Source organism: Pseudomonas sp. S44, from assembly GCF_016624805.1.
Taxonomy (GTDB): Bacteria; Pseudomonadota; Gammaproteobacteria; order Pseudomonadales; family Pseudomonadaceae; genus Aquipseudomonas; species Aquipseudomonas machongensis.
This window is the reverse complement of sequence record NZ_JACVTY010000027.1, coordinates 16,833-42,613: the sequence shown is the minus strand read 5'-3', so window position 1 is coordinate 42,613 and position 25,781 is coordinate 16,833. Positions and strand designations below refer to the sequence as shown.

Here is a 25,781-nt window from a genome sequence, read left to right as displayed (position 1 = left end):
AAACGTTCTTATTCGGCGCTCTGTACCGCAGCGATCATGCGCACCACATCGACGGTCTCGGCCACATCATGTACGCGCAGGATGCTCGTCCCCATGGTCATGGCCAATGCCGCCAGTGCGAGGCTGCCGTACAGCCGCTCGCCGACCGGACGATCCAGCGCCTGGCCGATCATGCTCTTGCGCGAGACGCCCACCAGCAGTGGCCGCCCCAGGCGATAGAGTGCTTCCATATGCTTGAACAGGCTCAGGTTGTGCGCCAGGTTCTTGGCGAACCCGAAGCCCGGATCAAGAATGATTCGTTCCGCGCCGATGCCGACTGCCGCGCAGGCAGCCATACGCCGCTCCAGATAGCTAGCCACCTCTTGGGTGACATCGTCATACCGCGGATTGTCCTGCATGTTACCCGGCTCACCGCGCATGTGCATCAGGCATACCGGCAGGCCGGTGTCGGCCGCAGCATCCAGCGCACCATCGCGTTCCAGGGCGCGCACATCGTTGATCAGCCCGGCGCCAAGCCGAGCCGTCTCGCGCATTACCGCGGGCGTAGAGGTATCGACCGAGATGATGACATCAAGGCGACTGCTGATAGCCTCGACGATCGGAGCGACCCGCTCCAGCTCCTCGACGGGCGACACTGCGCGAGCGCCGGGACGGGTGGATTCGCCACCTACATCGATAAGCGTGGCACCCGCCGCGACCATCGTCTCGGCATGGCGCAAGGCCTCGTCGCGGCGGCTGAAGCGACCGCCGTCGGAAAATGAATCAGGGGTGACGTTGAGAATACCCATGACATGGGTACGGGACAAATCAAGAACCCGGTTGCCGCAAGGCAACCGGGTCGGGTACTGCTGAGAGGTCATATGAACCCTTAGTGTTGAGCCGCCGGACCGCCGATCGGCGACTCTGGACGATCACCCTGGGACGCCTGATTGCCGGAGGTACCGGCATCGTTGTCCCAGTCGCGCGGCTCGCGCGGCGTACGACCTGCCATGATGTCGTCGATCTGGTCGGCATCGATGGTTTCGTACTTCATCAGGGCCTCGGCCATCGCGTCAAGCTTGTCGCGGTTGTCGGTGAGGATCTGCTTGGCGGTGGCATAGCACTGATCGATGATGCTGCGCACCTCGGAATCGATCAACTTGGCGGTCTCCCCGGAGACGCTGGCGTGCTGGCTGCCAGCACTGCGGCCAAGGAACACCTCGCCCTCTTCTTCGGCGTACATCAACGGACCGAGCTTCTCGGACAGGCCCCACTTGGTGACCATGTTCCGGGCGATCTGGCTGGCACGCATGATGTCGTTGGACGCACCCGTGGTGACGCCATCGAAGCCCAGGGTCATCTCCTCGGCAATACGGCCGCCGTACAGCGAACAGATCTGGCTGATCAGCGCACGCTTGGAGAGGCTGTAGCGATCTTCCTCGGGCAGGAACATGGTCACACCGAGCGCACGACCGCGCGGAATGATCGAGACCTTGTACACCGGGTCATGCTCAGGCACCACACGACCAACGATGGCGTGACCGGCCTCGTGATAAGCCGTGTTCTGCTTCTCTTTCTCGGACATGACCATGGTCTTGCGCTCGGCACCCATCATGATCTTGTCCTTGGCCAGCTCGAACTCCTTCATCTCGACCAGGCGCTTGCTGGAGCGAGCGGCGAACAGCGACGCCTCGTTAACCAGGTTGGCGAGATCGGCACCGGAGAAGCCGGGAGTACCACGGGCAATGACGGCGGCGTTGACGTTCTCGCCGACCGGCACCTTGCGCATGTGCACCTTGAGAATCTGCTCGCGACCACGGATATCCGGCAGGCCGACCACCACCTGGCGGTCGAAGCGACCAGGACGCAGCAGCGCCGGGTCGAGCACATCAGGCCGGTTGGTGGCCGCGATGACGATAATGCCATCGTTCATCTCGAAGCCATCCATCTCGACCAGCAACTGGTTCAGTGTCTGCTCGCGCTCGTCGTGACCGCCCCCCATGCCGGCGCCACGGTGGCGACCGACAGCGTCGATCTCGTCGATGAAGATGATGCAAGGCGCGTGCTTCTTCGCCTGTTCGAACATGTCACGAACACGGCTGGCACCAACACCGACGAACATTTCGACGAAATCGGAACCGGAAATGGTGAAGAACGGCACTTTCGCCTCACCGGCGATGGCCTTGGCCAGCAAGGTCTTACCGGTACCGGGCGGGCCGACCATCAGCACGCCACGTGGGATACGACCGCCCAGGCGCTGGAATTTGCCTGGATCACGCAGGAACTCGACCAGCTCGCCAACTTCTTCCTTGGCTTCGTCGCAACCCGCGACATCGGCCAGGGTGGTTTTCACCTGGTCTTCGGAGAGCAGGCGCGCCTTGCTCTTGCCGAAGCTCATCGGCCCGCCCTTGCCGCCCGCACCGCCTTGCATCTGGCGCATGAAGAACATGAACACGGCGATGATCACGAGGATCGGGAAGCTGGCGACCAGCAGCTGGGTCCAGATGCTCTGCTGTTCAGGTTGCTTGCCTTCGATCACGACATGATTGTCGACCAGGTCGCCGATCAGGCCGTTGTCGGCAATGGCCGGACGAACGGTCTTGAAGTTGTCGCCATCGGTACGCTTGCCGGTGATGACGGCGCCGTCGACGGTCACACGCTCGACCTTACCGTCCTTGACCTGCTGGATGAAGTCGGAATAGTTGAGGGTCTGCGGCTCGTTAGGGCTGGAGAAGTTGTTCATCACCGTCACGAGGACAGCCGCGATGATCAACCACAGGATCAGATTCTTTGCCATGTCGTTCAATTAGCTACCCTCTGAGGTCGGCGCACGACGCAGCCGTGCCTCGCATGATATTCACCGCCCTAACTTACTACATTACCTGCGCATCCGCAGGCACCGTCTGTAACCCTTTGTGAAACCTAGACTACACGAAGTTCGGACGATCCTGAGGCCGCGGCCGATTGGAAATAACTATCGGCCAGCCCGCAACAGCCCGCTCACTCCCCCTTGTACCCCCTGGCCAGCAAGTACTGTTCACGGGACCGATCCCGAGAGGACGACGGCTTGCGCATCTGCACCTTGTCGAACTTGCTGCGCACGTCCTTGAGGTACACATCGAAGCCTTCTCCCTGGAAAATCTTGATCAGGAAGTCACCACCGGGCTTGAGCACACGGGTTGCCAGATCCAGGGCGAGCTCGCAAAGGAACATGGCTCGCGGCATGTCCACAGCGGGCGTACCACTCATATTGGGGGCCATATCGGAAATCACAAGGTCCACATGCGAATCGCCGACCGCCTGGAGAATCTGCTCGAGTACCGAATCCTGGGTGAAATCGCCCTGGATGAAGGTCACGTCAGGGATCGAGTCCATTTCCAGGATGTCGGAGGCAATCAGACGTCCTTGACCACCAATCAGACGACTGGTCACCTGCGACCAGCCGCCCGGCGCAGCACCAAGGTCGATAACGCTCATGCCGGGGCGGATGAGGCGGTCCTTTTCCTGGATCTCCAGCAGTTTGTAGCTCGCACGCGAGCGGTAGCCGTCCTTCTGCGCCTGCTTGACGAAAGGATCGTTGAAATGCTCTCTCAGCCAGTTATGGCTGCTTTTGGAACGCTGCGCCACGGGGCACCTCGATGATTAGCGTCGTGATTGACTGGGCGGAGCCAGTGGCCCTCGGGTAAAATGGCCACCAATTTTACAGAATCAGACGAAAAGGGTCAGATTATGCCGCTCAATAACGAGCAGAAGAAACAGTGCAAGTCTATTGGTCACGACCTGAAACCGGTCCTGATCGTTGCCGGTAACGGCCTGAATGAAGGTGTGATCGCCGAACTGGAGCGTGCGCTGGCCGATCACGAGCTGATCAAGGTCGAAATTCGCTCGGAAGATCGCGAAGAGCGCGCCGCCGCTATTGCCGAACTGTGCAAGGCAGGCCGTGCCGAGCTGGTACAGACCATTGGCAAGAAGGCACTGATCTATCGCAAGAACCCACAGCCGAACAAGCAGCTGTCCAACATCCACCGCTACAAGTAAAGGTGGCGCCGGTCAGTGGCGCGCCTTGCGCACCCTGACCGGGACCGGCTGGGCCACCAGCACGATGCCAGAAAAGCCCAGCACCAGGAAACAGAACATCTGCCAGCGCTCCCCTACGGAAATCCCGTAGCGCAGCGTGTAGTAGCCGACACAGGCACCAAAGCCGAGCAACAGCATCTGGCCGCGGAACTGCCGCCACCAGGCCGCCAGGCCATCCACCCTCGCCAGCACTGCCAACTGGGTCAACAGCCCGAGCAGCGCCACGCCGATCAACCAGCGATCGATCTGCCCGGCGATGTCCTGCACCAATAATGGCGCAAGGCCACTGACCTTCAGCGCCGGCACCAGCCCCACATGAAACACCCACAGGCCACCGACCCAGAATACCTGGGCCAGTTGCCAGAGGATGCCCTCGAGGGACGGCGCGCGCTGGCGCCGATCAGATGTGCTTGACTTCGACAATCTCGTACTCGACGGTGCCGCTCGGCGTCTTGACCACGACCGTATCACCCTCTTCCTTGCCAATGATGGCACGGGCGATAGGCGCGCTCGCCGAGAGCTTGCCTTTCTTGATGTCCGCTTCATCCTCGCCAACGATCTGGTAGGTCACCTGATCGCCGGTCTCGGTATTCTCCAGGTCCACGGTGGTCCCGAAAATCACCTTGCCGGTATGGGCGATGGTGGTGACATCGATCACCACCGAGTTCTGCAGACGGCCTTCGATGTCGCGGATACGCGCCTCGACCATGCCCTGCTCCTCACGGGCGGCGTGGTACTCGGCATTTTCCTTGAGATCGCCGAGCTCACGAGCCTCGCCGATCGCCTGGCTCAGACGTGGACGTTCGGTCTTGCTCAGGAACAAAAGCTCTTCTTCCAGGGCGCGAGCGCCCTGGACGGTCATCGGGTACTTGGTAATGCTCATGCTTTGAGTCCTGCATGCAGATCCTGCAGGCGACGAACGGTCTTCTCGGGACCGAATTTCAGCGCCTCGCAGATGGCTTCACCTGCCGCAATGGTGGTCGTGCAGTAGATCTTGTGCTGCAGCGCATTGCGACGAATCGAGTAGGAATCGGCGATCGACTGGCGGCCTTCGGTGGTGTTGATGATCAGCGACACTTCGTCGTTCTTGATCATGTCGACCACGTGCGGACGACCTTCGGTCACCTTGTTCACACGGCGCACTTTCAGGCCAGCCGCTTCGATAACCTTGGCGGTGCCGGCAGTAGCAACCACTTCGAAGCCCAGGGCGATCAGGTCGCGGGCAACGCCAGCCACTTGTGGCTTGTCGTCGTCACGCACGCTGATGAACGCGGTACCGCCGGTCGGCAGCACTTCGCTGGCACCCATCTGGGCCTTGGCGAAGGCTTCACCGAAGCTGTCACCGACACCCATGACTTCACCGGTCGATTTCATCTCAGGGCCGAGGATCGGGTCAACCCCTGGGAACTTGGCGAACGGGAAGACGGCTTCCTTGACGCTGTAGAAGTTCGGGATGATTTCCTGGGTGAAGCCCAGCTCTTTGAGGGTTTTACCAGCCATGACGCGGGCCGCGATCATCGCCAGCGAGGTGCCGATGCACTTGGACACGAACGGTACGGTACGCGAGGCGCGCGGGTTGACTTCGATCACGTAGATCTTGTCGCCCTGCAGGGCCATCTGCACGTTCATCAGGCCGACAACGCCCAGTTCCAGGGCCATTTTCTTGACCTGAACGCGGACTTCGTCCTGCACTTGCTGGCTCAGCGAGTAAGGTGGCAGCGAGCACGCCGAGTCACCGGAGTGAACGCCAGCCTGTTCGATGTGCTGCATGATCGCGCCGATCACCACGTCGGTGCCGTCGCAGACAGCGTCCACGTCCATCTCGATGGCGCAGTTGAGGAAGTGGTCGAGCAGGACCGGGCTGTCGTTGGACACCTGGACCGCTTCGCGCAGGTAGCGCTTGAGCTCGTCCAGCTCGTAAACGATCTCCATGGCGCGACCGCCCAGGACGTACGACGGGCGCACGACCAGCGGGTAGCCGATGCCACCAGCAGCGTTGATGGCTTCTTCTTCACTGCGCACGGTGGCGTTTGGCGGCTGCAGCAGGTTCAGGCGCTGCACCATCTGCTGGAAGCGCTCGCGGTCTTCGGCGCGGTCGATGGCGTCCGGGCTGGTACCGATGATCGGCACACCGGCTTCTTCCAGGGCACGGGCCAGTTTCAGCGGGGTCTGGCCGCCGTAGTGGACGATCACGCCCTTCGGCTTCTCGACGCGACAGACTTCCAGCACGTCTTCCAGGGTCAGCGGCTCGAAGTACAGGCGATCGGAGGTGTCGTAGTCCGTGGAGACGGTTTCCGGGTTGCAGTTGACCATGATGGTCTCGTAACCGTCTTCACGCAGGGCAAGGGCTGCGTGTACGCAGCAGTAGTCGAACTCGATACCTTGGCCGATACGGTTCGGGCCACCACCCAGGATCATGATCTTGTTGCGGGTCGACGGGTTGGCCTCGCACTCTTCCTCGTAGGTGGAGTACAGGTAGGCGGTGTCGGTGGCGAACTCGGCCGCGCAGGTGTCGACGCGCTTGTAGACCGGGAACACTTCCAGCTTGTGGCGGTGACGACGCAGGTTTTTGTCAGTGATGCCGAGCAGCTTGGCCAGGCGCTGATCCGAGAAGCCCTTGCGCTTGAGGCGCAGCATGTAGTCCTTGTCGATGGCCGACAGGGCCAGGGTCTTGACCTTCTCTTCTTCCTTGATCAGATCTTCCATCTGCACCAGGAACCACAGGTCGATACCGGTCAGCTCGAAGATTGCTTCGATCGTCATGCCCGAGCGGATGGCGTCAGCCACGTACCAGATACGCTCGGCGCCCGGTACGGTCAGCTCGCGTTTGAGGATGCTGGAGGCGTCGGCGCTGGCCAGGTCGACTTTCGGGTCCAGGCCGCAGGCGCCAACTTCCAGGCCGCGCAGGGCTTTCTGCAGGGACTCCTGGAAGGTACGGCCAATGGCCATGACTTCACCAACCGACTTCATCTGGGTGGTCAGGCGGGCGTCGGCTTTCGGGAATTTCTCGAAGGCGAAGCGTGGCAGTTTGGTAACGACGTAGTCGATGGACGGCTCGAAGGACGCCGGAGTACGACCGCCGGTGATGTCATTCTGCAGTTCGTCCAGAGTGTAGCCGATGGCCAGCTTGGCGGCGATCTTGGCGATCGGGAAGCCAGTAGCTTTCGAAGCCAGGGCGGACGAGCGCGAAACCCGCGGGTTCATCTCGATCACGACCATGCGACCGGTGTTCGGGCAGATACCGAACTGCACGTTGGAACCGCCGGTTTCGACGCCGATCTCACGCAGCACCGCCAGCGAGGCGTTGCGCATGATCTGGTATTCCTTGTCGGTCAGGGTCTGTGCGGGAGCAACGGTGATGGAGTCACCGGTGTGCACGCCCATCGGGTCGAAGTTCTCGATGGAGCAGACGATGATGCAGTTGTCCTTCTTGTCGCGGACCACCTCCATCTCGTATTCCTTCCAGCCGATCAGCGATTCGTCGATCAGCAGTTCCTTGGTCGGCGACAGGTCCAGGCCACGGGTGCAGATTTCTTCGAATTCTTCACGATTGTAGGCGATGCCGCCACCGGTGCCACCCATGGTGAACGAAGGACGGATGATGCACGGGAAGCCCAGTTTCTCGAGAACCGCGTAGGCCTCTTCCATGCTGTGGGCGATACCGGAGCGCGGGCACTCCAGGCCGATGTCCTTCATCGCCTTGTCGAAGCGCGAACGGTCTTCGGCCTTGTCGATGGTGTCGGCGTTGGCACCGATCATCTCTACACCGAACTTTTCCAGAACGCCGTGGCGCTCCAGGTCCAGGGCACAGTTCAGTGCGGTCTGGCCGCCCATGGTTGGCAGCACCGCGTCAGGGCGCTCCTTTTCGATGATCTTGGCCACCGATTGCCACTTGATCGGCTCGATGTAGGTGGCGTCGGCCATGGCCGGGTCGGTCATGATGGTGGCCGGGTTGGAGTTCACCAGGATGACGCGGAAACCTTCCTCGCGCAGGGCTTTACAGGCCTGGGCGCCGGAATAGTCGAATTCGCAGGCCTGGCCGATCACGATCGGGCCAGCGCCGAGAATCAGGATGCTTTTGATGTCTGTACGTTTTGGCATGGTTGTCACTCAAATCCGCGGGTCAGTCGGCAAGCCGTCTTGAACAATCTGGGTCAGGCGCTTCCGGACGCGGCGCGTGCCGGTCCGGGGCCTTGATGCAGGATGCTCAGCGGCGCTTGGCCATGGCATCGATGAAACGATCGAACAGTGGCGCGACATCGGTCGGGCCTGGGCTCGCTTCAGGGTGGCCCTGGAAGCTGAACGCGCTCTTGTCGGTACGCTCGATACCCTGCAGGGTGCCGTCGAACAGCGACTTGTGGATGGCGCGCACATTGCCCGGCAGGGTGGCTTCGTCGACGGCGAAACCGTGGTTCTGGCTGGTGATCATGACCACACCGGTATCCAGGTCCTGGACCGGGTGGTTGGCACCGTGATGCCCGTGCCCCATCTTGACGGTCTTGGCACCGGAGGCCAGGGCCAGCAACTGGTGGCCGAGGCAGATGCCGAACACCGGAGTCTCGGTCTCGAGAATCTCTTTGATCGCCTGGATCGCGTAGTCGCACGGCTCGGGATCGCCAGGGCCGTTGGACAGGAACACGCCGTCAGGGTTGAGGGCCAGCACTTCGCTTGCCGGCGTCTGGGCAGGTACCACGGTCACGCGGCAGCCGCGAGCAACCAGCATGCGCAGGATGTTCAGCTTGACGCCGTAGTCGTAGGCGACGACATGATACGGCAGCTCGGACGCTTCGAGGGTCGGGTGGCTGTCGGTCTTCAGCTCCCAGACGCTGGAACGCCACTCGTAGCGCTCCTTGGTGCTGACCACTTTGGCCAGGTCCATGCCCTTGAGGCCAGGGAAGGCACGTGCAGCCGCGATGGCGGCCTCTTCGCTGATATCGTCACCGGCCAGAATGCAGCCGTTCTGTGCGCCTTTCTCACGCAGGATGCGGGTCAGGCGACGGGTATCGATACCGGCGATGGCCACGACATTGTTGGCCTTGAGGTAGTCCGGCAGGGACTGGGTGTTACGCCAGTTGCTGGCCAGCAGCGGCAGGTCGCGAATCACCAGGCCCGCGGACCAGACGCGATCGGACTCGGCGTCTTCGGCGGTGGTGCCGGTATTGCCGATGTGCGGGTAAGTCAGGGTAACGATTTGCTGGGCGTAGGAAGGGTCTGTAAGGATTTCCTGGTAGCCGGTCATAGCGGTGTTGAACACCACCTCACCAACGGTTTGCCCGTCGGCCCCAATGGCCTCACCGCGAAAAATGCTGCCATCAGCAAGGGCGAGTATGGCTGGCTTTGTCAAGAAGACCTCCCGTAAATGACGCATGAAGGGGCGATCGCAGGTTGCAAAAAAGCGGAGTGCCGTATGGATACGTCACCCCGCTTTTATGTGCTGAATTCAATTCTCTGCGCGCTTTTAGTGGATACACTAAAGCTGTAGTTTACAGAAAAGTGAGGTTTCGGTCTACCGCATATGTGCCTCTAAAACACATGATTGCGACAGAACGACGTCGCCAGTGACGACTCAATGCAGCTCGAGCACATCCTGCATGTCGTACAGCCCAGGCTCGCGCCCATCGAGCCACAGCGACGCACGCACGGCCCCCTTGGCAAAGGTCATGCGGCTCGAGGCCTTGTGGGTGATCTCGACGCGCTCACCCTCTGCCGCGAACAGCACGGTGTGATCGCCGACCACATCCCCGGCACGCACGGTGGCAAAACCGATGGTCTCGCGCTTGCGCGCGCCGGTCTGGCCTTCACGACCATAGACAGCCACTTCCTGCAGATCGCGCCCCAACGCCTGGGCAACCACCTCTCCCATGCGCAGCGCAGTACCCGACGGCGCGTCGACCTTGTGCCGGTGGTGAGCCTCGATGATCTCGATGTCCACCTCGTCACCCAGTACCCGCGCAGCAGTATCGAGCAACTTCAGGCACAGATTGACGCCAATGCTGAAGTTGGCAGCGAAGACGATCGGAATCTCCTTGCCCGCCTCCGCCAGCAGGGCCTTTTCGTCCTGCGAAAAACCGGTGGTACCGATGACCATGGCCTTGCCTGCCTTGCGGCAGAACGCCAGGTTCTTCAGGGTCACCGAAGGGTGAGTGAAATCGATGAGCACATCGAACTCGTCGGCGACCTTGGTCAGGTCATCGGAAATCGGTACGCCGATACGGCCCAACGCCGCGAGCTCGCCGGCATCAGCCCCCACCAGGGTGCTGTCCGGGCGATCGATCGCTGCCGTCAGGCCCGCCTGAGGAGCCTGCTGCTGCACGGCTTCGATGAGGATCTTGCCCATCCGCCCTGCCGCACCCATCACTGCAATACGTCGCATAGCCTGTTCCTTGTCAGAGATCGCCGAAGAAGCGCTTCATACCCTCGAACCAACCACTGGCCTTGGGCGAATGGGAGCTGTCGCCCTCGAGCGAATCACGCAGCTCTTCAAGCAGCTCGCGCTGGCGGCGGCTCAGGTTGACCGGTGTCTCGACCGCGACGCGGCACAACAGGTCGCCCGCCGCACCACCACGCACCGGCGCCACGCCCTTGCCGCGCAGGCGGAACTGCTTGCCGGTCTGGGTGCCTTCCGGGATCTTCAGCTTGACCCGGCCGTCCAGTGTCGGCACTTCCAGCTCCCCACCGAGCGCCGCATCGGTGTAGCTGATCGGCACTTCGCAATACAGGTGCTTGCCATCGCGCTGGAAGATCGAATGCTCACGGACACTGATGACCACATACAGGTCGCCGGTCGGGCCACCATGCGCCCCGGCCTCGCCCTCGCCAGACAGGCGGATGCGATCACCCGTATCAACACCCGCCGGCACCTTGACCGACAGGGTCTTGTATTCCTCGACACGGCCTTCGCCGTGGCAGGAGTTGCACGGGTCGGTGATGATCTTGCCCGAGCCATGGCAACGCGGGCAGGTCTGCTGCACCGAGAAGAAACCTTGCTGCATGCGCACCTGACCGATACCGCCGCAAGTCGGGCAGGTCGACGGCGTCGAGCCCTTCTTGGCGCCGGTACCATCGCACGGCGCGCAGTTGACCAGCGTCGGCACACGGATATTGACCGTGGTGCCACGCACCGCTTCTTCCAGGTTCAGCTCAAGGGTGTAGCGCAGGTCACTGCCGCGCTGGGCGCCGCCACGACCACCGCCACGGCCACCGCCGAAGAAATCACTGAATACGTCGCCGAAGATATCGGAGAAGTTGGCGCCGCCGAAGCCGGCACCACCGCCACCCATGCTCGGGTCGACACCGGCATGGCCGTACTGATCGTAGGCCGCGCGCTTGCTGGCGTCGGAGAGCACTTCATAGGCCTCGTTGGCCTCCTTGAATTTCTCTTCCGACTCTTTGTCGCCCGGGTTGCGGTCAGGGTGGAACTTCATCGCCAGGCGGCGATAGGCCTTCTTGAGGTCACCTTCGCTGGCGCCGCGCTCGACACCCAGGACCTCATAAAAATCACGCTTTGCCATAGGTCATTTGCACTCTTGAGGGCTTTCGGCATCTGTGCACCGTGCCGTCAGCACCTGCCGCAACACGCCTGATGCGCCCTGACAGATGCTGGAAATATTTCCCGTGTTCCAGACACGCCAACGCGGGAGCAAGCCCCCGCGCGGCGACATCCTACCAGCTCACCGACCAATGGCGATGAACTGGCCGACAACATGCAGGCATTACTGCTTGTTGTTGTCTTTCACTTCCTCGAACTCGGCGTCAACCACGTCATCGTGCTTGGCTTCCGGCTCTGCCTGCTGAGCGCCGCCCTGAGGCTGCTGAGCCTGTTGCTCGGCATACATCTTCTGAGCAACTGGCGCGGAGACTTTGGACAGCTCCTCGACCTTGGCGTCGATGGCGGCCTTGTCGTCGCCCTTGACGGCGGCTTCCAGAGCAACCACGGCAGCTTCGATCGCAGCCTTTTCCTCGGCAGTAGCCTTGTCACCGGCGTCGACGACCATCTTGCGGGTCGAGTGAACCAGCGCATCACCCTGGTTGCGGGCAGCGGCCAGCTCTTCGAACTTGCGGTCTTCCTCGGCGTTGGCCTCGGCGTCACGCACCATGCGCTCGATCTCTTCGTCCGACAGGCCGGAGTTGGCCTTGATCACGATCGACTGAGCCTTGCCGGTGGCTTTGTCTTTCGCGCCGACGTGCAGGATGCCGTTGGCGTCGATGTCGAAGGTCACTTCGATCTGTGGAACGCCACGCGGAGCTGGCGGAATGTCCGACAGGTCGAACTTGCCCAGCGACTTGTTCTGCGCGGCCTGCTTGCGCTCGCCCTGCAGGACGTGGATGGTCACTGCACCCTGGTTGTCGTCGGCAGTCGAGAACACCTGCGACTTCTTGGTCGGGATGGTGGTGTTCTTCTCGATCAGCGCGGTCATCACGCCACCCATGGTTTCGATACCCAGGGTCAGCGGGCTGACGTCGAGCAGCAGGACGTCCTTCACGTCACCGGCCAGTACTGCACCCTGGATGGCAGCACCCATGGCGACGGCTTCGTCCGGGTTGACGTCCTTGCGCGCTTCCTTGCCGAAGAAATCGGCAACGGCTTTCTGCACCAGCGGCATACGGGTCTGGCCACCGACCAGGATCACGTCGTCGATCTTGCTCGCATCGATACCGGCATCTTTCAGGGCGATGCGGCAAGGCTCGATGGTACGGCTGACCAGGTCTTCGACCAGCGACTCCAGCTTGGCGCGGGAGATCTTCACGTTCAGGTGCTTCGGACCGGTTGCATCAGCAGTGATGTACGGCAGGTTGACGTCGGTCGACTGGGCGGAAGACAGCTCGATCTTGGCCTTTTCAGCGGCTTCTTTCAGACGCTGCAGTGCCAGCGGATCGTTCTTCAGGTCCATGCCGGACTCTTTCTTGAACTCGTCGACGAGGTAGTCGATCAGGCGCATGTCGAAGTCTTCACCACCCAGGAAGGTGTCACCGTTGGTGGCCAGTACTTCGAACTGATGCTCACCGTCGACTTCGGCGATTTCGATGACCGACACGTCGAAGGTACCACCACCCAGGTCATAGACGATGACGGTGTGGTCGCCCTTGGCCTTGTCCATGCCATAGGCCAGTGCAGCGGCGGTCGGTTCGTTGATGATGCGCTTGACGTCCAGACCGGCGATGCGACCGGCATCCTTGGTAGCCTGGCGCTGGCTGTCGTTGAAGTAGGCCGGAACGGTGATGACCGCTTCGGTGACAGGCTCGCCGAGGTAGTCTTCGGCGGTCTTCTTCATTTTCTTCAGGACTTCGGCGCTGATCTGCGGCGGAGCCATTTCCTTGCCAGCAGCCTCGACCCAGGCGTCACCGTTGCCGGCCTTGACGATCTTGTAAGGCACCAGCTTGATGTCTTTCTGCACGACGTCTTCTTCGAAGCGGCGGCCGATCAGGCGCTTCACTGCGAACAGGGTGTTGTGCGGGTTGGTGACGGCCTGGCGCTTGGCCGACTGGCCAACCAGGATTTCGCCGTCGTTGGCGTAGGCCACGATCGAAGGGGTGGTACGCGCACCTTCGGCGTTCTCGATGACCTTGACGTTACCGTTTTCCAGAATGGAGACGCACGAGTTGGTCGTCCCCAGGTCGATACCGATGATTTTGCCCATGTTAACTCTCCCGAAACTTGAATTTGGTAGCAGCGACTACTTTGGCCAACTGCGGTAATACTTGAAGGCTTGACACCTAGATGGGGATGCCCCGGTGGATTTCAAGCCTTTTCATCGATGGAAGGCTGGGGCGCTGCCGGCGCCTTGCTGACCACCACCATGGCGGGGCGCAGCAGACGACCGTTGAGCAGATAACCCTTCTGGAACACGTTGAGCACGCTGTTCGGCTCTACCTCGGCGTTTTCCTGCATGGCCATGGCCTGGTGATGCTCAGGGTTGAATGGCTGGCCGTGAGGATCGACGGCTTCGAGGTTGTAGCGCTTGAGTGTGTCCTGGAACATCTTCAGGGTCAGCTCGACACCTTCGCGGATCTGCTTGACGTTTTCGTCATCGGCGCTGGAGTGGGTCAGGGCCAGCTCCAGGCTGTCGATCACCGGCAGCAGGTCGCCAGCGAATTTCTCCAAGGCGAACTTGTGAGCCTTCTCGACATCCTGCTCGGCACGACGGCGGATGTTCTGCAGGTCTGCCGCCACACGCAGCGACTGATCCTTGGCGGCGGCCAGCTGCTCCTCGAGCACCTGGACGCGGGCACCGAGGTCTTCGGATCCGGCTTCTTCGGCGTTAAGGTTTTGTTCATCCAGCTGTTCGTCAGCCATCGGTGCTCTCCTCCGCAATTTCTGGTTACAGGTCATGCCTGCCTTGTCTGCCGGTTATATGGGGTCGGAAAAATCAGGTTCAAGGGGCAAGCGGCATTTCCACATTCAACAGGCGGGCATTGGCAGACGCGAAAAAAGTACTGTATAAATAACCAGACATGACCTTCGGGAGCGGCCCTCATGCTGGTGCACCTGTCCATTCACAACTACGCCATCGTCGAGCACCTCGACCTCGAACTCGCCCGCGGGATGTCGGTGATCACCGGCGAAACGGGGGCCGGCAAGTCGATCATGCTGGACGCGCTCGGCCTGGCGCTGGGCGATCGTGCCGACAGCGGCGTGGTGCGCCCGGGCGCCGACAAGGCCGACCTGCTTGCCACCTTCGACCTGATCGACATCCCCGAAGCCCGCACCTGGCTGGCAGAGCGCGACCTCGACAACGACGGCCCATGTATCCTGCGCCGAGTGATCACCGCCGAAGGCCGCAGCCGCGGCTACATCAACGGCACCCCTTGCCCGCTCGGCGACCTCAAGGCACTCGGTGAGTTGCTGATCGACATCCACAGCCAGCACGAACACCAGTCGCTCCTCAAGACCGATACGCATCGTCGCCTGGTCGACGAGTACGCCGGCGCCACCGACCTCGCCCGCCAGGTGCAACTGGCGGCCCAGCGCTGGCGCCAGACCCGCCTGGAGCTGGAGCGTCTGTCCAACTCCGGCGATGAGCAACGCGCCCGTCATCAGCTGCTGAGCTACCAGCTCGAAGAGCTCGACAATCTGGGCCTGGGCGAAAACGAGCTGGAACAGCTTGAGCACGAGCACAAGAACCTGACCAATGCCGAAGCCCTGTTCGGTATCTGCCGACAGGTCATTGATCAATGCAGCGAAAGCGACTCCGGCAACGTGCTCAGCGCCCTGACGGTCAGCCTCAATCGCCTGACCGCCGTGAACAATGCACCCAAGGCATTGGGCGAGGCCGTCAATCTGATCGCCAGTGCGCAGATCCAGATCGAGGAAGCGGTTGGCGAGCTCAACCGCTTCCTCGACAACTTCGACGCCGACCCTCTGCGCCTGCAGGCGCTGGAAGAGCGGCTCGACACCCTTTATACGCTCGCTCGCAAGCACCGCGTGCACCCGAGCGAGCTGCCACACCTGCAACAGCGCCTCATGGAGGAGCTCGAAGGGCTCAACGCCAGCGATGAATCCATCGAGCGCCTGGGCGGCGAACTGGCCGCCTATGCACAGCACTATAAAGAGAAGGCCGTCGAGCTCAGCAACCTGCGCCGCCAGGCCGCAGCGCAACTTGCGGTGGCGGTCGAGCAGGAGATCCAGCGCCTGGGCATGCCTGGCGGGCGCTTCTGCATCGAGCTGTCGCCCAACGAGAGCGATGAGCTTTCGCCCCAGGGGCTGGAGCAGGTCGAGCTGCTGGTCAGCGCCAACCCCGGCCAGCCGCTCAAGGGCCTGGCCAAGGTGGCGTCGGGAGGCGAGCTGTCACGCATCAGCCTGGCGATTCAGGTCATCACCGCACAAACCTCGCGCATTCCCACGCTGGTCTTTGACGAAGTGGACGTGGGCATCGGCGGCCCGACCGCCGAGATCGTCGGCCAACTGTTGCGCCGCCTGGGTGAGCGCGGCCAGGTCCTGACCGTCACCCACCTGCCGCAGGTTGCAGCGCAAGGGCACCACCACCTGTTCGTACACAAGGTGCGCAACAGCGACACCACCCATACAGCCGTGGCCAGCCTAGGCAAACGTGAGCGGGTCGAAGAAGTGGCACGCATGCTGGGCGGGATAGACCTGACCAAGGAATCCCTGGCGCATGCGCGCAAGATGGTGGTTAGCGGCAAGGCCTGAGGCAGCACACTCCTCAACACGTTGCAGAAAGCACAAAGGCGACCCGAAGGTCGCCTTTGCTGTTCATAACGATCGAAATCGTTACTTTTTCTTACGCACATACAGGACCAGATTGTGGTCCACGAGCTCGTAGCCATGCTCAGCCACGATCTCTTTCTGACGGCGCTCGATCTCCGCATCCATGAATTCGATCACTTCGCTGGTATCCACGTTGACCATATGGTCGTGGTGGCCGCCATCGGCCAGCTCGAACACCGCGTGGCCGCCATCGAAGTTGTGGCGAACCACCAGACCCGCTGCTTCGAACTGGGTCAGTACACGGTAGACGGTCGCCAGACCGACATCCTCACCTGCTTCCATCAGCGCCTTGTAGACATCCTCGGCGCTCATGTGACGCTGCTCGGTCGAATCGAGCATCTGAAGGATCTTGACTCGAGGCAGGGTCACCTTGAGACCGGCTTTGCGCAATTCGCTATTTTCAACCATGGTCAGCTTTCTCGCCGATGCTGCTTCGCAGCTTCTCTTAATACGGGTATGATCGGGGTTTACGTTGTCCAGCCAAGATAGTGGAAGTCGCCCACCGATGCAAAACACCAAGCTCTTGCTAACCAGCCTCACCCTCGTGGGACTGCTCGCACTCGCCGGTTGCTCGTTTCCCGGGGTTTACAAAATCGACATCCAGCAGGGCAATGTCGTCACGCAGGACATGATAGACCAATTGCGCCCCGGAATGACCCGACGGCAAGTAAGGTTTATCATGGGCAACCCGCTCCTGCAGGACACCTTCAACACCAATCGGTGGGATTATCTCTACAGCATCCAGCCTGGCGGCGGTAAGCGCCAGCAGGAGCGCATGAGCATCTTCTTCAACGAAAGCGACCAACTGGTCAGCCTGTCCGGCGACTTCATGCCAGGTGTGAGCCGCGACCAGGAAATCCTGGGCGGCAGCAGCACCACGACCGTCAGCCCGGCCAACCAGCCGTCTCAACAGCCAGAGAAGCCAGCCAAGGCCGGCTCGACGGAAGAGTCGATCCAGCGTGAAATCGACACCATCGAGACGACACCGGTGCCCACACCGGCTCCCCTGGAGACCTCGCCGCAATAACGGTATGGCCCATGAAAAAGCCCGGACATGGTCCGGGCTTTTTATTGCGCAGCGCATACAGCAACAACCTTTACCCGCGTGCAGCCTTGGCCTTTTCGGCTCGCTGTCTGCGCATCGCCTTCGGGTCGACCAGCAGCGGCCGGTAGATTTCCAGGCGCTCGCCCTCCTCTACCTGACGCTGCTGCGGATCGGCAACGACCTTGCCGAACACGCCCACCGGGCAGCTTTCAATATCCAGCCCTGGCACTTGCGCAGCGATACCAGACAAACGCAAAGCCTCACGCAGCGTCACACCCTGCGGCACCCGGCACGCCAGCAGCCACTGGCGTGCAGCAGTCGCGTAAGCCACCTCGATACCCAGCGTCTCAGCCATGCAGCTGCTTGGCTCGCTGGCAGAAGGCATCGACGAGGGTGTTGGCTGCCTGGTTGAACAATGGCCCGAGGGTGGCGCGCACCAGCGGCCCGGCGTAATCGAACGACAGGTCGAGGCTGATCTTGCAGGCTTTCTCGCCCAACGCCTTGAACACCCACACACCATGCAACTGGGTGAAGGGCCCTTCTTCCAGGTTCATCTCGATGGATTGCCCCGGGACCAACACATTGCGCGTGACGAACTGCTGGCTCATGCCACCCTTGGCTACCTCCAGCTTCGCCCGCATGTGCGTGTCACTCGCCTCGAGCACCGTCGAGTCCGAGCACCAGGGAAGAAACTCAGGGTAGCTGGCCACGTCGTTGACCAGGTCGTAGAGCGCCTGGGCAGGGTATGGCAGCAGGGCGGAGCGTTGAATATGGGTAGTCATCCAGGCATCACTTCCAAGCTGGGCGGCAGCGCATCGCAGCGCTTCGGAACGGTTCCGTACAACGGAACGAGGCCTGCATTGTCCGGGATTCATCCTGCTGGCTCAAGCGCACCGAACCCCATAGCCAGAGGACGTGGCGACTGCCTATAATGCCGCCCCTATGGCTAAGCAAAAGAAACATCCGACCGGGACCATCGCGCAGAACAAGAAAGCGCGACACGATTACTTCATCGAACACAAGTTCGAGGCCGGGCTGGTCCTGTCCGGTTGGGAAGTAAAAAGCCTGCGGGCCGGCAAGGCGCACCTGACCGACAGCTACGTGCTGCTCAAGGATGGCGAAGCCTGGCTGTTCGGCAGCCACATCACCCCGCTGAACACCGCCAGCACCCACGTCATCGCCGACCCCATGCGTACCCGCAAGCTGCTGCTGAACAAGCGCGAGCTCGAGCGCGTGGAGGCTGCCGTGGCGCAAAAAGGCTACACCTGTGTGGCCCTGGCGCTGTACTGGAGCAAGCACCTGATCAAGTGCGAAATCGCGCTCGGCAAGGGCAAGAAGGAGTTCGACAAGCGCGACACGATGCGCGAGCGCGACTCCAACCGCGAGCTGCAGCGTGCGGTGCGCAACAAGGGCAAGGAAGAGTAGATCTTCCTCTTGCCTGCGATAGCTGCGATACCTGCCTAGCGCCCACTGCGTCGCTCAGCGCGCGCCACGCGCTGGGCTTCCTGCTGCGCTTCTTCCAGCACTTCCTGCACGTACAGGATGTGCCGGCTCGACACCTCCCGCGCATCTTCTGCACGCCCCTCGACGATCGCCTGGTACAGTTCGCGATGCTGACTGATCAGCATGTCGCGCGTTTCCGTACGCTGCTGGTACATACCCCCGATGTTGGTCACCACATTGCGCTTGAGCAGGTCGAACAGACCACGAATGGTATGCAGCAGCACGGCATTGTGGCTGGCCTCGGCAATCGCCAGATGAAAACGGGCATCCGCTGCGCCTTCTTCTGCACGACTGACCTCATCGACGCGGGCATAGCAATCCTGCAGCGCATCGAAGGCGGCCTTCAACCGCGCCCGATCCGGCTCGGTAGCACGCTGGGCTGCGTAGAAGGCGCATGAGGCCTCAAGGGTGTGACGAAACTCCAGCAGGTCGCGCTGAGCCTCAGGGTTGTGCTCGAGCAACTGCAACAAGGGATCACTGAACGTCGATCCCAGCGACTCGGCCACATAGTTGCCGCCCCCCTGGCGACTGACCAGCAGTCCCTTGGCCACCAGTTTCTGGATCGCCTCGCGCAACGACGGGCGGGAAACGCCGAACTGCTCGGCCAGGGCGCGTTCGGCGGGCAGGCGCTGCCCTGAGGTCAACGTCCCCTCGAGAATCATCCCTTCCAGTCGATCGACGATATCGTCGGACAGGCGCCGTTGGCGGACCTGATCAAAAACCATCACATGCTCTCCACAAACCCCGGCACCGATTTCGGGGCGCCTATTCTGCGCCTATCCGCGACAGCCCGACAGATATTCCTCGATTGATCCGACGCGATCTCGCCCTCCGCTCATCGGCACTCGACCAAAGTTTTGCTTGGGACAAATTGACACACCCCGTATCCGGCTTTTAACCTAGCGACCAGTCATTGTAAATTGGTCTTACCAATTATCCAATGCCAGTGCTGACCAACAACAATTAGGGGTCACCCCATATGCAAACCTGGCAACAACTCTACACACCGCTTGGTAGTCTCGGCCTGTCCGCACTGGCGGCGGTCATCCCCATCGTGTTCTTCTTCCTCGCCCTCGCCGTGTTCCGCCTCAAGGGCCACGTGGCAGGCAGCATTACCCTCGGTCTGTCAATCCTGGTGGCGATCTTCGCCTTCCAGATGCCTGTCGACATGGCCCTTGCCGCAGCAGGCTACGGCTTCCTCTATGGCCTCTGGCCGATTGCCTGGATCATCGTTGCCGCGGTGTTCCTGTACAAACTCACGGTCAAGAGCGGTCAGTTCGAAGTCATCCGCAGCTCGGTACTGTCGATCACCGACGACCAGCGCCTGCAGGTGCTGCTGATCGGCTTCTGCTTCGGTGCCTTCCTCGAAGGCGCAGCCGGCTTCGGCGCGCCCGTGGCCATCACCGCCGCACTGCTGGTGGGTCTGGGCTTCAACCCGCTGTATGCCGCGGGCCTGTGCCTCATCGCCAACACCGCGCCGGTCGCCTTCGGCGCCCTGGGCATCCCGATCATCGTCGCCGGGCAAGTGACCGGTATCGACGCCTTCCACATTGGCGCCATGACCGGCCGCCAGCTGCCGCTGCTGTCGCTGTTCGTGCCGTTCTGGCTGGTGTTCATGATGGATGGCCTGCGTGGCGTGAAAGAGACCTGGCCCGCCGCGCTGGTCGCCGGCCTGAGCTTCGCCGTGACCCAGTACTTCACGTCCAACTTCATCGGCCCTGAACTGCCGGACATCACCTCGGCTCTGGCCAGCCTGATCGCCCTGACCCTGTTCCTCAAGGTCTGGCAGCCCAAGCGCGCGTTCGCCGAGGCCAAGGGCAGCGTCGGTGCAGCCGTGGTCAGCAGTGGCGGCAGCCAGCCTTCGCCGTACAGCTTCGGCGAGATCTTCAAGGCCTGGTCGCCATTCCTGATTCTCACCGTGCTGGTGACCATCTGGACCCTCAAGCCCTTCAAGGCTGCGTTCGCGCCGGGCGGCGCGATGTACAACTTCGTGTTCAACTTCGCCATCCCGCACCTCGATCAACTGGTGATCAAGACTGCCCCGATTGTCACCGCACCGACCGCAATGCCGGCCGTGTTCAAGCTCGACCCGATCTCCGCCACCGGCACCGCGATCTTCCTGTCGGCACTGATCTCGATGTGGGTCCTGAAGATCAATGTCAAAACTGGTCTTACCACTTTCAAAGAGACCTTCTGGGAACTGCGCTGGCCGATCCTGTCGATCGGCATGGTGCTGGCCTTCGCCTTCGTCACCAACTACTCGGGCATGTCCTCGACCATGGCCCTGGTCCTGGCCGGCACCGGCGCGGCGTTCCCATTCTTCTCGCCGTTCCTGGGTTGGCTGGGCGTGTTCCTGACCGGATCCGACACGTCGTCCAACGCCCTGTTCAGCTCGCTGCAGGCCACCACTGCGCACCAGATCGGCGTCAGCGACACCTTGCTGGTCGCCGCCAACACCAGCGGCGGCGTGACCGGCAAGATGATCTCGCCGCAGTCGATCGCCGTGGCCTGCGCCGCCACCGGCCTGGTCGGCAAGGAGTCGGACCTGTTCCGCTTCACCGTCAAGCACAGCCTGTTCTTCGCGACCATCGTCGGCCTGATCACCCTGGTCCAGGCCTACTGGCTGACCGGTATGCTGGTTCATCACTAAAGTGACAGGGGCCGGGCGCGCGCATGTGCCCGGCAACCCACCCCACCCACGCTGCGAGAATCCATGATCATTTCAGCCTCCACCGACTATCGCGCCGCGGCCCAGCGCAAGCTGCCCCCCTTCCTGTTCCACTACGCCGACGGCGGCGCCTACGCCGAGCACACCCTGCGCCACAACGTCTCGGACCTGGCCAGCATCGCCCTGCGCCAGCGTGTCCTGAGAAACATGTCGGAGCTGAGCCTTCAGACCCGGCTGTTCGACGAAACCCTGAGCATGCCCGTGGCCCTGGCCCCGGTCGGTCTCACCGGCATGTACGCGCGCCGTGGCGAAGTGCAAGCGGCGCGCGCGGCGGCGGCGCACGGCATTCCCTTCACCATGTCCACGGTGTCGGTCTGCCCGATCGAGGAAGTGGCGCCGGCCATCGACCGTCCCATGTGGTTCCAGCTGTATGTCCTCAAGGACCGCGGCTTCATGCGCAACGCCCTGGAGCGTGCCAAGGCCGCCGGGGTGAAGACGCTGGTGTTCACCGTCGACATGCCCGTGCCCGGCGCCCGCTACCGCGACGCCCATTCCGGCATGAGTGGCGCCAACGGCCCGATGCGTCGTGTGTTGCAAGCCATGACCCACCCTGAATGGGCCTGGGACGTCGGCGTGATGGGACGCCCCCACGACCTGGGCAACATTTCCACCTATCGCGGCAACCCGACCGGCCTTGCCGACTACATCGGCTGGCTGGGCAACAATTTCGACCCGTCGATTTCCTGGAAGGACCTGGAGTGGATCCGCGAATTCTGGGACGGCCCGATGATCATCAAGGGCATCCTCGACGCCGATGACGCCCGCGACGCAGTGAAGTTCGGTGCCGACGGCATCGTCGTCTCCAACCACGGCGGCCGCCAGCTCGACGGCGTGCTGTCCAGCGCCCGCGCCCTGCCGGCCATCGCCGACGCGGTCAAGGGTGATTTGAAGATTCTCGCCGACTCGGGTATCCGCAGCGGCCTGGACGTGGTGCGCATGATCGCCCTGGGCGCCGACACGGTGCTGATCGGCCGCGCCTTCCTCTGGGCCCTGGCCGTGCATGGCCAGGCTGGGGTGAAGAACCTGCTGGAGCTGTTCGAGAAAGAAATGCGCGTGGCCATGGTGCTGACCGGCGCCAAGTCGATCGGCGAGATCAGCCGCGATTCACTGGTACGCGAGCTGGGCGCCTGAGCCCTTACGAAACAAACGCCTGATAGTCCGGGGCACGTCGCGCGCCAGACGCGCCGGCCCCGCGAGGAGATTGCATGAGCCTGCCCGCTGCGTTCCTGCGTGATGCCGAGCGCCTGATCCCTGCCGAACGCCGTTTCGACGACCCGACCTCGACCCTGGCCTTCGGCACCGACGCCAGTTTCTACCGGCTGATCCCCAAGCTGGTGGTGCGCGTCGAATCCGAGGACGAGGTGGTCGAGCTGATCCGCCTGGCCCAGCGAGAGCGCGTGCCGGTAACCTTCCGCGCTGCAGGCACCAGCCTCTCCGGGCAGGCCATCAGCGACTCGGTGCTGATCGTGCTGGGCGACAACTGGAACGGCCGCGAGATTCGCAACCAGGGCGAACAGATCCGCCTGCAGCCCGGGGTCATCGGTGCCCAGGCCAATGCCTGGCTGGCCCCCTACGGGCGCAAGATCGGACCTGATCCGGCGTCGATCAATGCCTGCAAGATCGGCGGCATCGTCGCCAACAATGCCAGCGGCATGTGCTGCGGTACCGCCCAGAACACCTACCACACCCTTGCTGGCCTGCGCCTGGTACTGGCCGACGGCACTCGCCTGGACAGCGAAGACCCGGCCAGCGTCGCCGCCTTCGAGCAGAGCCACGCCGCACTGCTCGACGAACTTGCCCGACTTGGCCGGGAAACCCGCGCCAACACCGAACTGGCCGACCGCATCCGCCACAAGTACAGGTTGAAGAACACCACCGGCCTCTCGCTCAACGCACTGGTGGACTACGACCAGCCGCTGGATATCCTCCAGCACCTGCTGGTCGGCTCAGAAGGCACCCTGGGTTTCATCAGCGCAGTCACCTATGACACCGTGCCTGACCACCCGCACAAGGCCAGCGCCCTGCTGGTGTTTCCCACTGTCGAAAGCTGCTGCCGGGCAGTGACCGTGCTCAAGCGCCAGCCCGTGTCGGCGGTCGAGCTGCTCGATCGCCGCAGCCTGCGCTCGGTGCAGGAGATGCCAGGCATGCCGGCCTGGGTGAAAGGCCTGTCGAACAACGCCTGCGCCCTGCTGATCGAGTCCCGCGCCGCCAGCCAGAGCCTGCTGCACGAACAACTGGCGCTGGTGATGGGGTCAATCGCCGAATTCCCGCTCGAGCAGAAGGTCGAGTTCAGCGAAGACCCGACGGTGTACAACCTGCTGTGGAAGATTCGCAAGGACACCTTCCCTGCCGTCGGCGCCGTGCGCCAGACCGGCACCACAGTGATCATCGAAGACGTGACCTTCCCGGTCGAACAACTGGCCGAGGGCGTCAACCGCCTGATCCAGCTGTTCGACAGGCATCGCTATGACGAGGCGATCATTTTCGGCCATGCACTGGAAGGCAACCTGCACTTCGTTTTCACCCAGGGCTTCAACAGCGCCGAGGAAGTCGCGCGTTACCAGGCCTTCATGGAGGACGTCGCGCAACTGGTGGCGGTGGAATTCGGCGGCTCGCTCAAGGCCGAGCACGGCACCGGACGCAACATGGCGCCCTTCGTCGAGCTGGAATGGGGCAACGACGCCTACCAGTTGATGTGGGCACTCAAGCGCTTGCTCGACCCCAACGGCATCCTCAACCCGGATGTGGTGCTCAGCAACGATCCGGACATCCACCTGAAAAACCTCAAGCCACTGCCGGCGGCCGACGAGATCGTCGACAAATGCATCGAGTGCGGCTTCTGCGAGCCGGTATGCCCGTCCAAGGGGCTGACCCTCAGCCCACGCCAACGCATTGTCATGTGGCGCGATATCCAGGCCAAGCGTCGTGCCGGCCTCGACACCCGCGAGCTGCTGCAGACCTATCAATACCAGGGCATCGATACCTGCGCCGCTACCGGACTGTGCGCCCAGCGTTGCCCGGTGGGGATCAATACCGGCGAACTGGTGAAAAAACTGCGCGGCCAGGCCGCCGATCACCTGAAGACTGCCGACTGGCTGGCCGAGCACTTCCACTCGGCCCTCAGTGGCGCACGCCTGACCCTCGCCGCGGCCAACGGCGCACGCAAGCTGCTCGGTGCCCCACGCCTGGCGCGCCTAAGCAGTGGCCTGCGCAAGGTCAGCAACGGTCGCCTGCCGCAGTGGACAGCGGCCATGCCGCAACCGCTCAAACCGATCGACTTCGGCCCGGCAAGCCACGATGCACGACCCCGGGTGGTTTACCTTGCGGCCTGTGTGTCGCGTGTCATGGGTCCGGCCTATGGCGATCGCGAGCAGCGCTCGTTGCTGGACAAGACCCAGGCCCTGCTGGAAAAGGCCGGCTACCAGGTGATCTTCCCCGACAACGCCGACAGCCTCTGCTGTGGCCAGCCATTTGCTTCCAAGGGCTACGCCGAGCAGGCCGAGCACAAGCGCCAGGAACTGATCGCCGCCCTGCTGCATGCCAGCCGCGGCGGCCTCGATCCGATCTACTGCGACACCAGCCCCTGCACCTTGCGCCTGGTACAGGACCTGGGGGAAACCCGGTTGGACCTCTACGATCCGGTGCGCTTCATCCGCACGTATCTGCTCGACAAGCTGGAGTTCACCCCACAGGAGGAACCTGTGGCCGTACATGTCACCTGCAGCACCCAGCACCTGGGCGAAAGCCAGGCGCTGATCGACCTCGCGCGGCGTTGCAGCAAGCAGGTGGTGATTCCCGAGGGTATCCACTGCTGTGGGTTCGCTGGCGACAAGGGCTTCACCACGCCAGAGCTCAATGCCCATTCCCTGCGCAGCCTGAGAGATGCGGTGCAGTACTGCAGCGAAGGAATTTCCACCAGCCGTACCTGCGAGATCGGGCTGTCGAGCCATAGTGGTATCGACTATCACGGATTGGTCTATCTGGTGGACCGGGTGACCCGGGCGCGAGCTATCTGAGGCCAGCCCAATCCCTGTGTGTGCAACTGTCTTGTTCAAAATCTAAAGGTCAGCCCAATCCCCTGTGGGAGCGGCGGTTCGCCGCTGCGACTTGTCCCGCGAACACGGGCGTAGCCCGTGCCAGGCAGCGCGGTGTTTTTTTCGCGGGTAAACCCGCTCCTACAATGGAGCGGCTACCCAGGCGATTGACCCAGCAGCTAGCAACCA

Annotated in this window: 22 protein-coding genes; 7 read left to right on the top strand and 15 right to left on the bottom strand. The window is 62.3% G+C overall.

Going from position 1 to position 25,781, the window contains the following annotated elements; translation table 11 throughout:
• Positions 1-8 precede the first annotated feature (8 nt).
• The 3 genes from folP to rlmE all read right to left on the bottom strand — a co-directional run bounded on the left by folP (position 9) and on the right by rlmE (position 3,606).
• Positions 9-860 carry a dihydropteroate synthase gene (folP, locus tag IAE40_RS19210; RefSeq protein WP_153774502.1) on the bottom strand — a complete coding sequence of 284 codons (852 nt, stop codon included), beginning with the start codon at positions 858-860 and terminating at the stop codon, positions 9-11.
• A gap of 8 nt (positions 861-868) precedes the next feature.
• Entirely contained in the window at positions 869-2,776 is a 1,908-nt protein-coding gene (gene ftsH, locus IAE40_RS19205) for an ATP-dependent zinc metalloprotease FtsH (RefSeq protein ID WP_054892617.1), read from the bottom strand.
• Between the two features lie 203 nt (positions 2,777-2,979).
• Positions 2,980-3,606: a 23S rRNA (uridine(2552)-2'-O)-methyltransferase RlmE gene (gene rlmE / locus IAE40_RS19200; RefSeq protein WP_054892618.1), complete on the bottom strand. Its 627-nt coding sequence runs from the start codon at positions 3,604-3,606 to the stop codon at positions 2,980-2,982.
• A gap of 102 nt (positions 3,607-3,708) precedes the next feature.
• On the opposite strand from rlmE, the gene yhbY reads away from it, so the two are divergent.
• Positions 3,709-4,017, top strand: coding sequence for a ribosome assembly RNA-binding protein YhbY (gene yhbY, locus IAE40_RS19195; RefSeq protein ID WP_200603702.1), 309 nt, complete (start codon positions 3,709-3,711; stop codon positions 4,015-4,017).
• Between the two features lie 12 nt (positions 4,018-4,029).
• On the opposite strand, the gene IAE40_RS19190 is transcribed toward yhbY, so the two are convergent.
• The 8 genes from IAE40_RS19190 to grpE all read right to left on the bottom strand — a co-directional run bounded on the left by IAE40_RS19190 (position 4,030) and on the right by grpE (position 14,350).
• Positions 4,030-4,479 carry an MFS transporter gene (locus tag IAE40_RS19190; RefSeq protein ID WP_081255198.1) on the bottom strand — a complete coding sequence of 150 codons (450 nt, stop codon included), beginning with the start codon at positions 4,477-4,479 and terminating at the stop codon, positions 4,030-4,032.
• Positions 4,457-4,939, bottom strand: a complete 483-nt coding sequence (greA, locus tag IAE40_RS19185; protein ID WP_162714345.1) for a transcription elongation factor GreA — start codon at positions 4,937-4,939, stop codon at positions 4,457-4,459. The genes IAE40_RS19190 and greA overlap by 23 nt, the downstream gene beginning before the upstream one ends.
• On the bottom strand, positions 4,936-8,157 hold the full coding sequence (gene carB / locus IAE40_RS19180; RefSeq protein WP_200603701.1) for a carbamoyl-phosphate synthase large subunit: 3,222 nt from the start codon (positions 8,155-8,157) through the stop codon (positions 4,936-4,938). The genes greA and carB overlap by 4 nt, the downstream gene beginning before the upstream one ends.
• Positions 8,158-8,263: 106 nt before the next feature.
• The gene (carA, locus tag IAE40_RS19175; protein WP_054892621.1) at positions 8,264-9,400 is read right to left on the bottom strand and encodes a glutamine-hydrolyzing carbamoyl-phosphate synthase small subunit; all 1,137 of its coding nucleotides are present in this window, start codon (positions 9,398-9,400) and stop codon (positions 8,264-8,266) included.
• Between the two features lie 222 nt (positions 9,401-9,622).
• Positions 9,623-10,429, bottom strand: coding sequence for a 4-hydroxy-tetrahydrodipicolinate reductase (gene dapB, locus IAE40_RS19170; protein WP_063542722.1), 807 nt, complete (start codon positions 10,427-10,429; stop codon positions 9,623-9,625).
• Between the two features lie 13 nt (positions 10,430-10,442).
• Complete coding sequence (gene dnaJ / locus IAE40_RS19165) at positions 10,443-11,567, bottom strand: molecular chaperone DnaJ (RefSeq protein ID WP_200603700.1); 1,125 nt, start codon at positions 11,565-11,567, stop codon at positions 10,443-10,445.
• A gap of 201 nt (positions 11,568-11,768) precedes the next feature.
• The gene (gene dnaK, locus IAE40_RS19160) at positions 11,769-13,694 is read right to left on the bottom strand and encodes a molecular chaperone DnaK (protein ID WP_054892624.1); all 1,926 of its coding nucleotides are present in this window, start codon (positions 13,692-13,694) and stop codon (positions 11,769-11,771) included.
• Between the two features lie 101 nt (positions 13,695-13,795).
• Positions 13,796-14,350 (bottom strand): nucleotide exchange factor GrpE, encoded by a 555-nt coding sequence (gene grpE / locus IAE40_RS19155; RefSeq protein ID WP_054892625.1) that lies wholly within the window; start codon positions 14,348-14,350, stop codon positions 13,796-13,798.
• Positions 14,351-14,530: 180 nt separating this feature from the next.
• On the opposite strand from grpE, the gene recN reads away from it, so the two are divergent.
• On the top strand, positions 14,531-16,204 hold the full coding sequence (gene recN / locus IAE40_RS19150; protein WP_200603699.1) for a DNA repair protein RecN: 1,674 nt from the start codon (positions 14,531-14,533) through the stop codon (positions 16,202-16,204).
• Positions 16,205-16,285: 81 nt separating this feature from the next.
• On the opposite strand, the gene fur is transcribed toward recN, so the two are convergent.
• Positions 16,286-16,690 carry a ferric iron uptake transcriptional regulator gene (gene fur / locus IAE40_RS19145; RefSeq protein WP_046788147.1) on the bottom strand — a complete coding sequence of 135 codons (405 nt, stop codon included), beginning with the start codon at positions 16,688-16,690 and terminating at the stop codon, positions 16,286-16,288.
• Between the two features lie 97 nt (positions 16,691-16,787).
• Here fur and IAE40_RS19140 point away from each other — a divergent pair, with 97 nt between their 5' ends.
• Positions 16,788-17,309 carry an outer membrane protein assembly factor BamE gene (locus IAE40_RS19140; RefSeq protein ID WP_054892627.1) on the top strand — a complete coding sequence of 174 codons (522 nt, stop codon included), beginning with the start codon at positions 16,788-16,790 and terminating at the stop codon, positions 17,307-17,309.
• A 70-nt stretch (positions 17,310-17,379) separates the two neighbouring features.
• Here the strand turns inward: IAE40_RS19140 and IAE40_RS19135 are convergent, their stop codons facing one another.
• Entirely contained in the window at positions 17,380-17,682 is a 303-nt protein-coding gene (locus tag IAE40_RS19135) for an RnfH family protein (RefSeq protein WP_065861569.1), read from the bottom strand.
• Positions 17,675-18,109 carry a type II toxin-antitoxin system RatA family toxin gene (locus IAE40_RS19130; protein ID WP_054892629.1) on the bottom strand — a complete coding sequence of 145 codons (435 nt, stop codon included), beginning with the start codon at positions 18,107-18,109 and terminating at the stop codon, positions 17,675-17,677. Before IAE40_RS19130 ends, IAE40_RS19135 begins: the two co-directional genes overlap by 8 nt.
• A 160-nt stretch (positions 18,110-18,269) precedes the next feature.
• Between IAE40_RS19130 and smpB the strand changes: the two genes are divergently transcribed.
• Positions 18,270-18,752, top strand: coding sequence for an SsrA-binding protein SmpB (smpB, locus tag IAE40_RS19125; RefSeq protein ID WP_027917703.1), 483 nt, complete (start codon positions 18,270-18,272; stop codon positions 18,750-18,752).
• Between the two features lie 35 nt (positions 18,753-18,787).
• Here the strand turns inward: smpB and IAE40_RS19120 are convergent, their stop codons facing one another.
• A complete protein-coding gene (locus IAE40_RS19120; protein ID WP_153774498.1) occupies positions 18,788-19,555 on the bottom strand; it encodes an FCD domain-containing protein in 768 nt (255 codons plus the stop codon).
• 254 nt (positions 19,556-19,809) lie between these two features.
• Here IAE40_RS19120 and IAE40_RS19115 point away from each other — a divergent pair, with 254 nt between their 5' ends.
• From IAE40_RS19115 to IAE40_RS19105, 3 genes are all read left to right on the top strand, one after another.
• Complete coding sequence (locus IAE40_RS19115; protein WP_054892631.1) at positions 19,810-21,480, top strand: lactate permease LctP family transporter; 1,671 nt, start codon at positions 19,810-19,812, stop codon at positions 21,478-21,480.
• Between the two features lie 63 nt (positions 21,481-21,543).
• On the top strand, positions 21,544-22,689 hold the full coding sequence (lldD, locus tag IAE40_RS19110; RefSeq protein WP_197892130.1) for an FMN-dependent L-lactate dehydrogenase LldD: 1,146 nt from the start codon (positions 21,544-21,546) through the stop codon (positions 22,687-22,689).
• A 74-nt stretch (positions 22,690-22,763) separates the two neighbouring features.
• Positions 22,764-25,574 (top strand): FAD-binding and (Fe-S)-binding domain-containing protein, encoded by a 2,811-nt coding sequence (locus tag IAE40_RS19105; protein ID WP_200603698.1) that lies wholly within the window; start codon positions 22,764-22,766, stop codon positions 25,572-25,574.
• Positions 25,575-25,781: the final 207 nt, after the last annotated feature.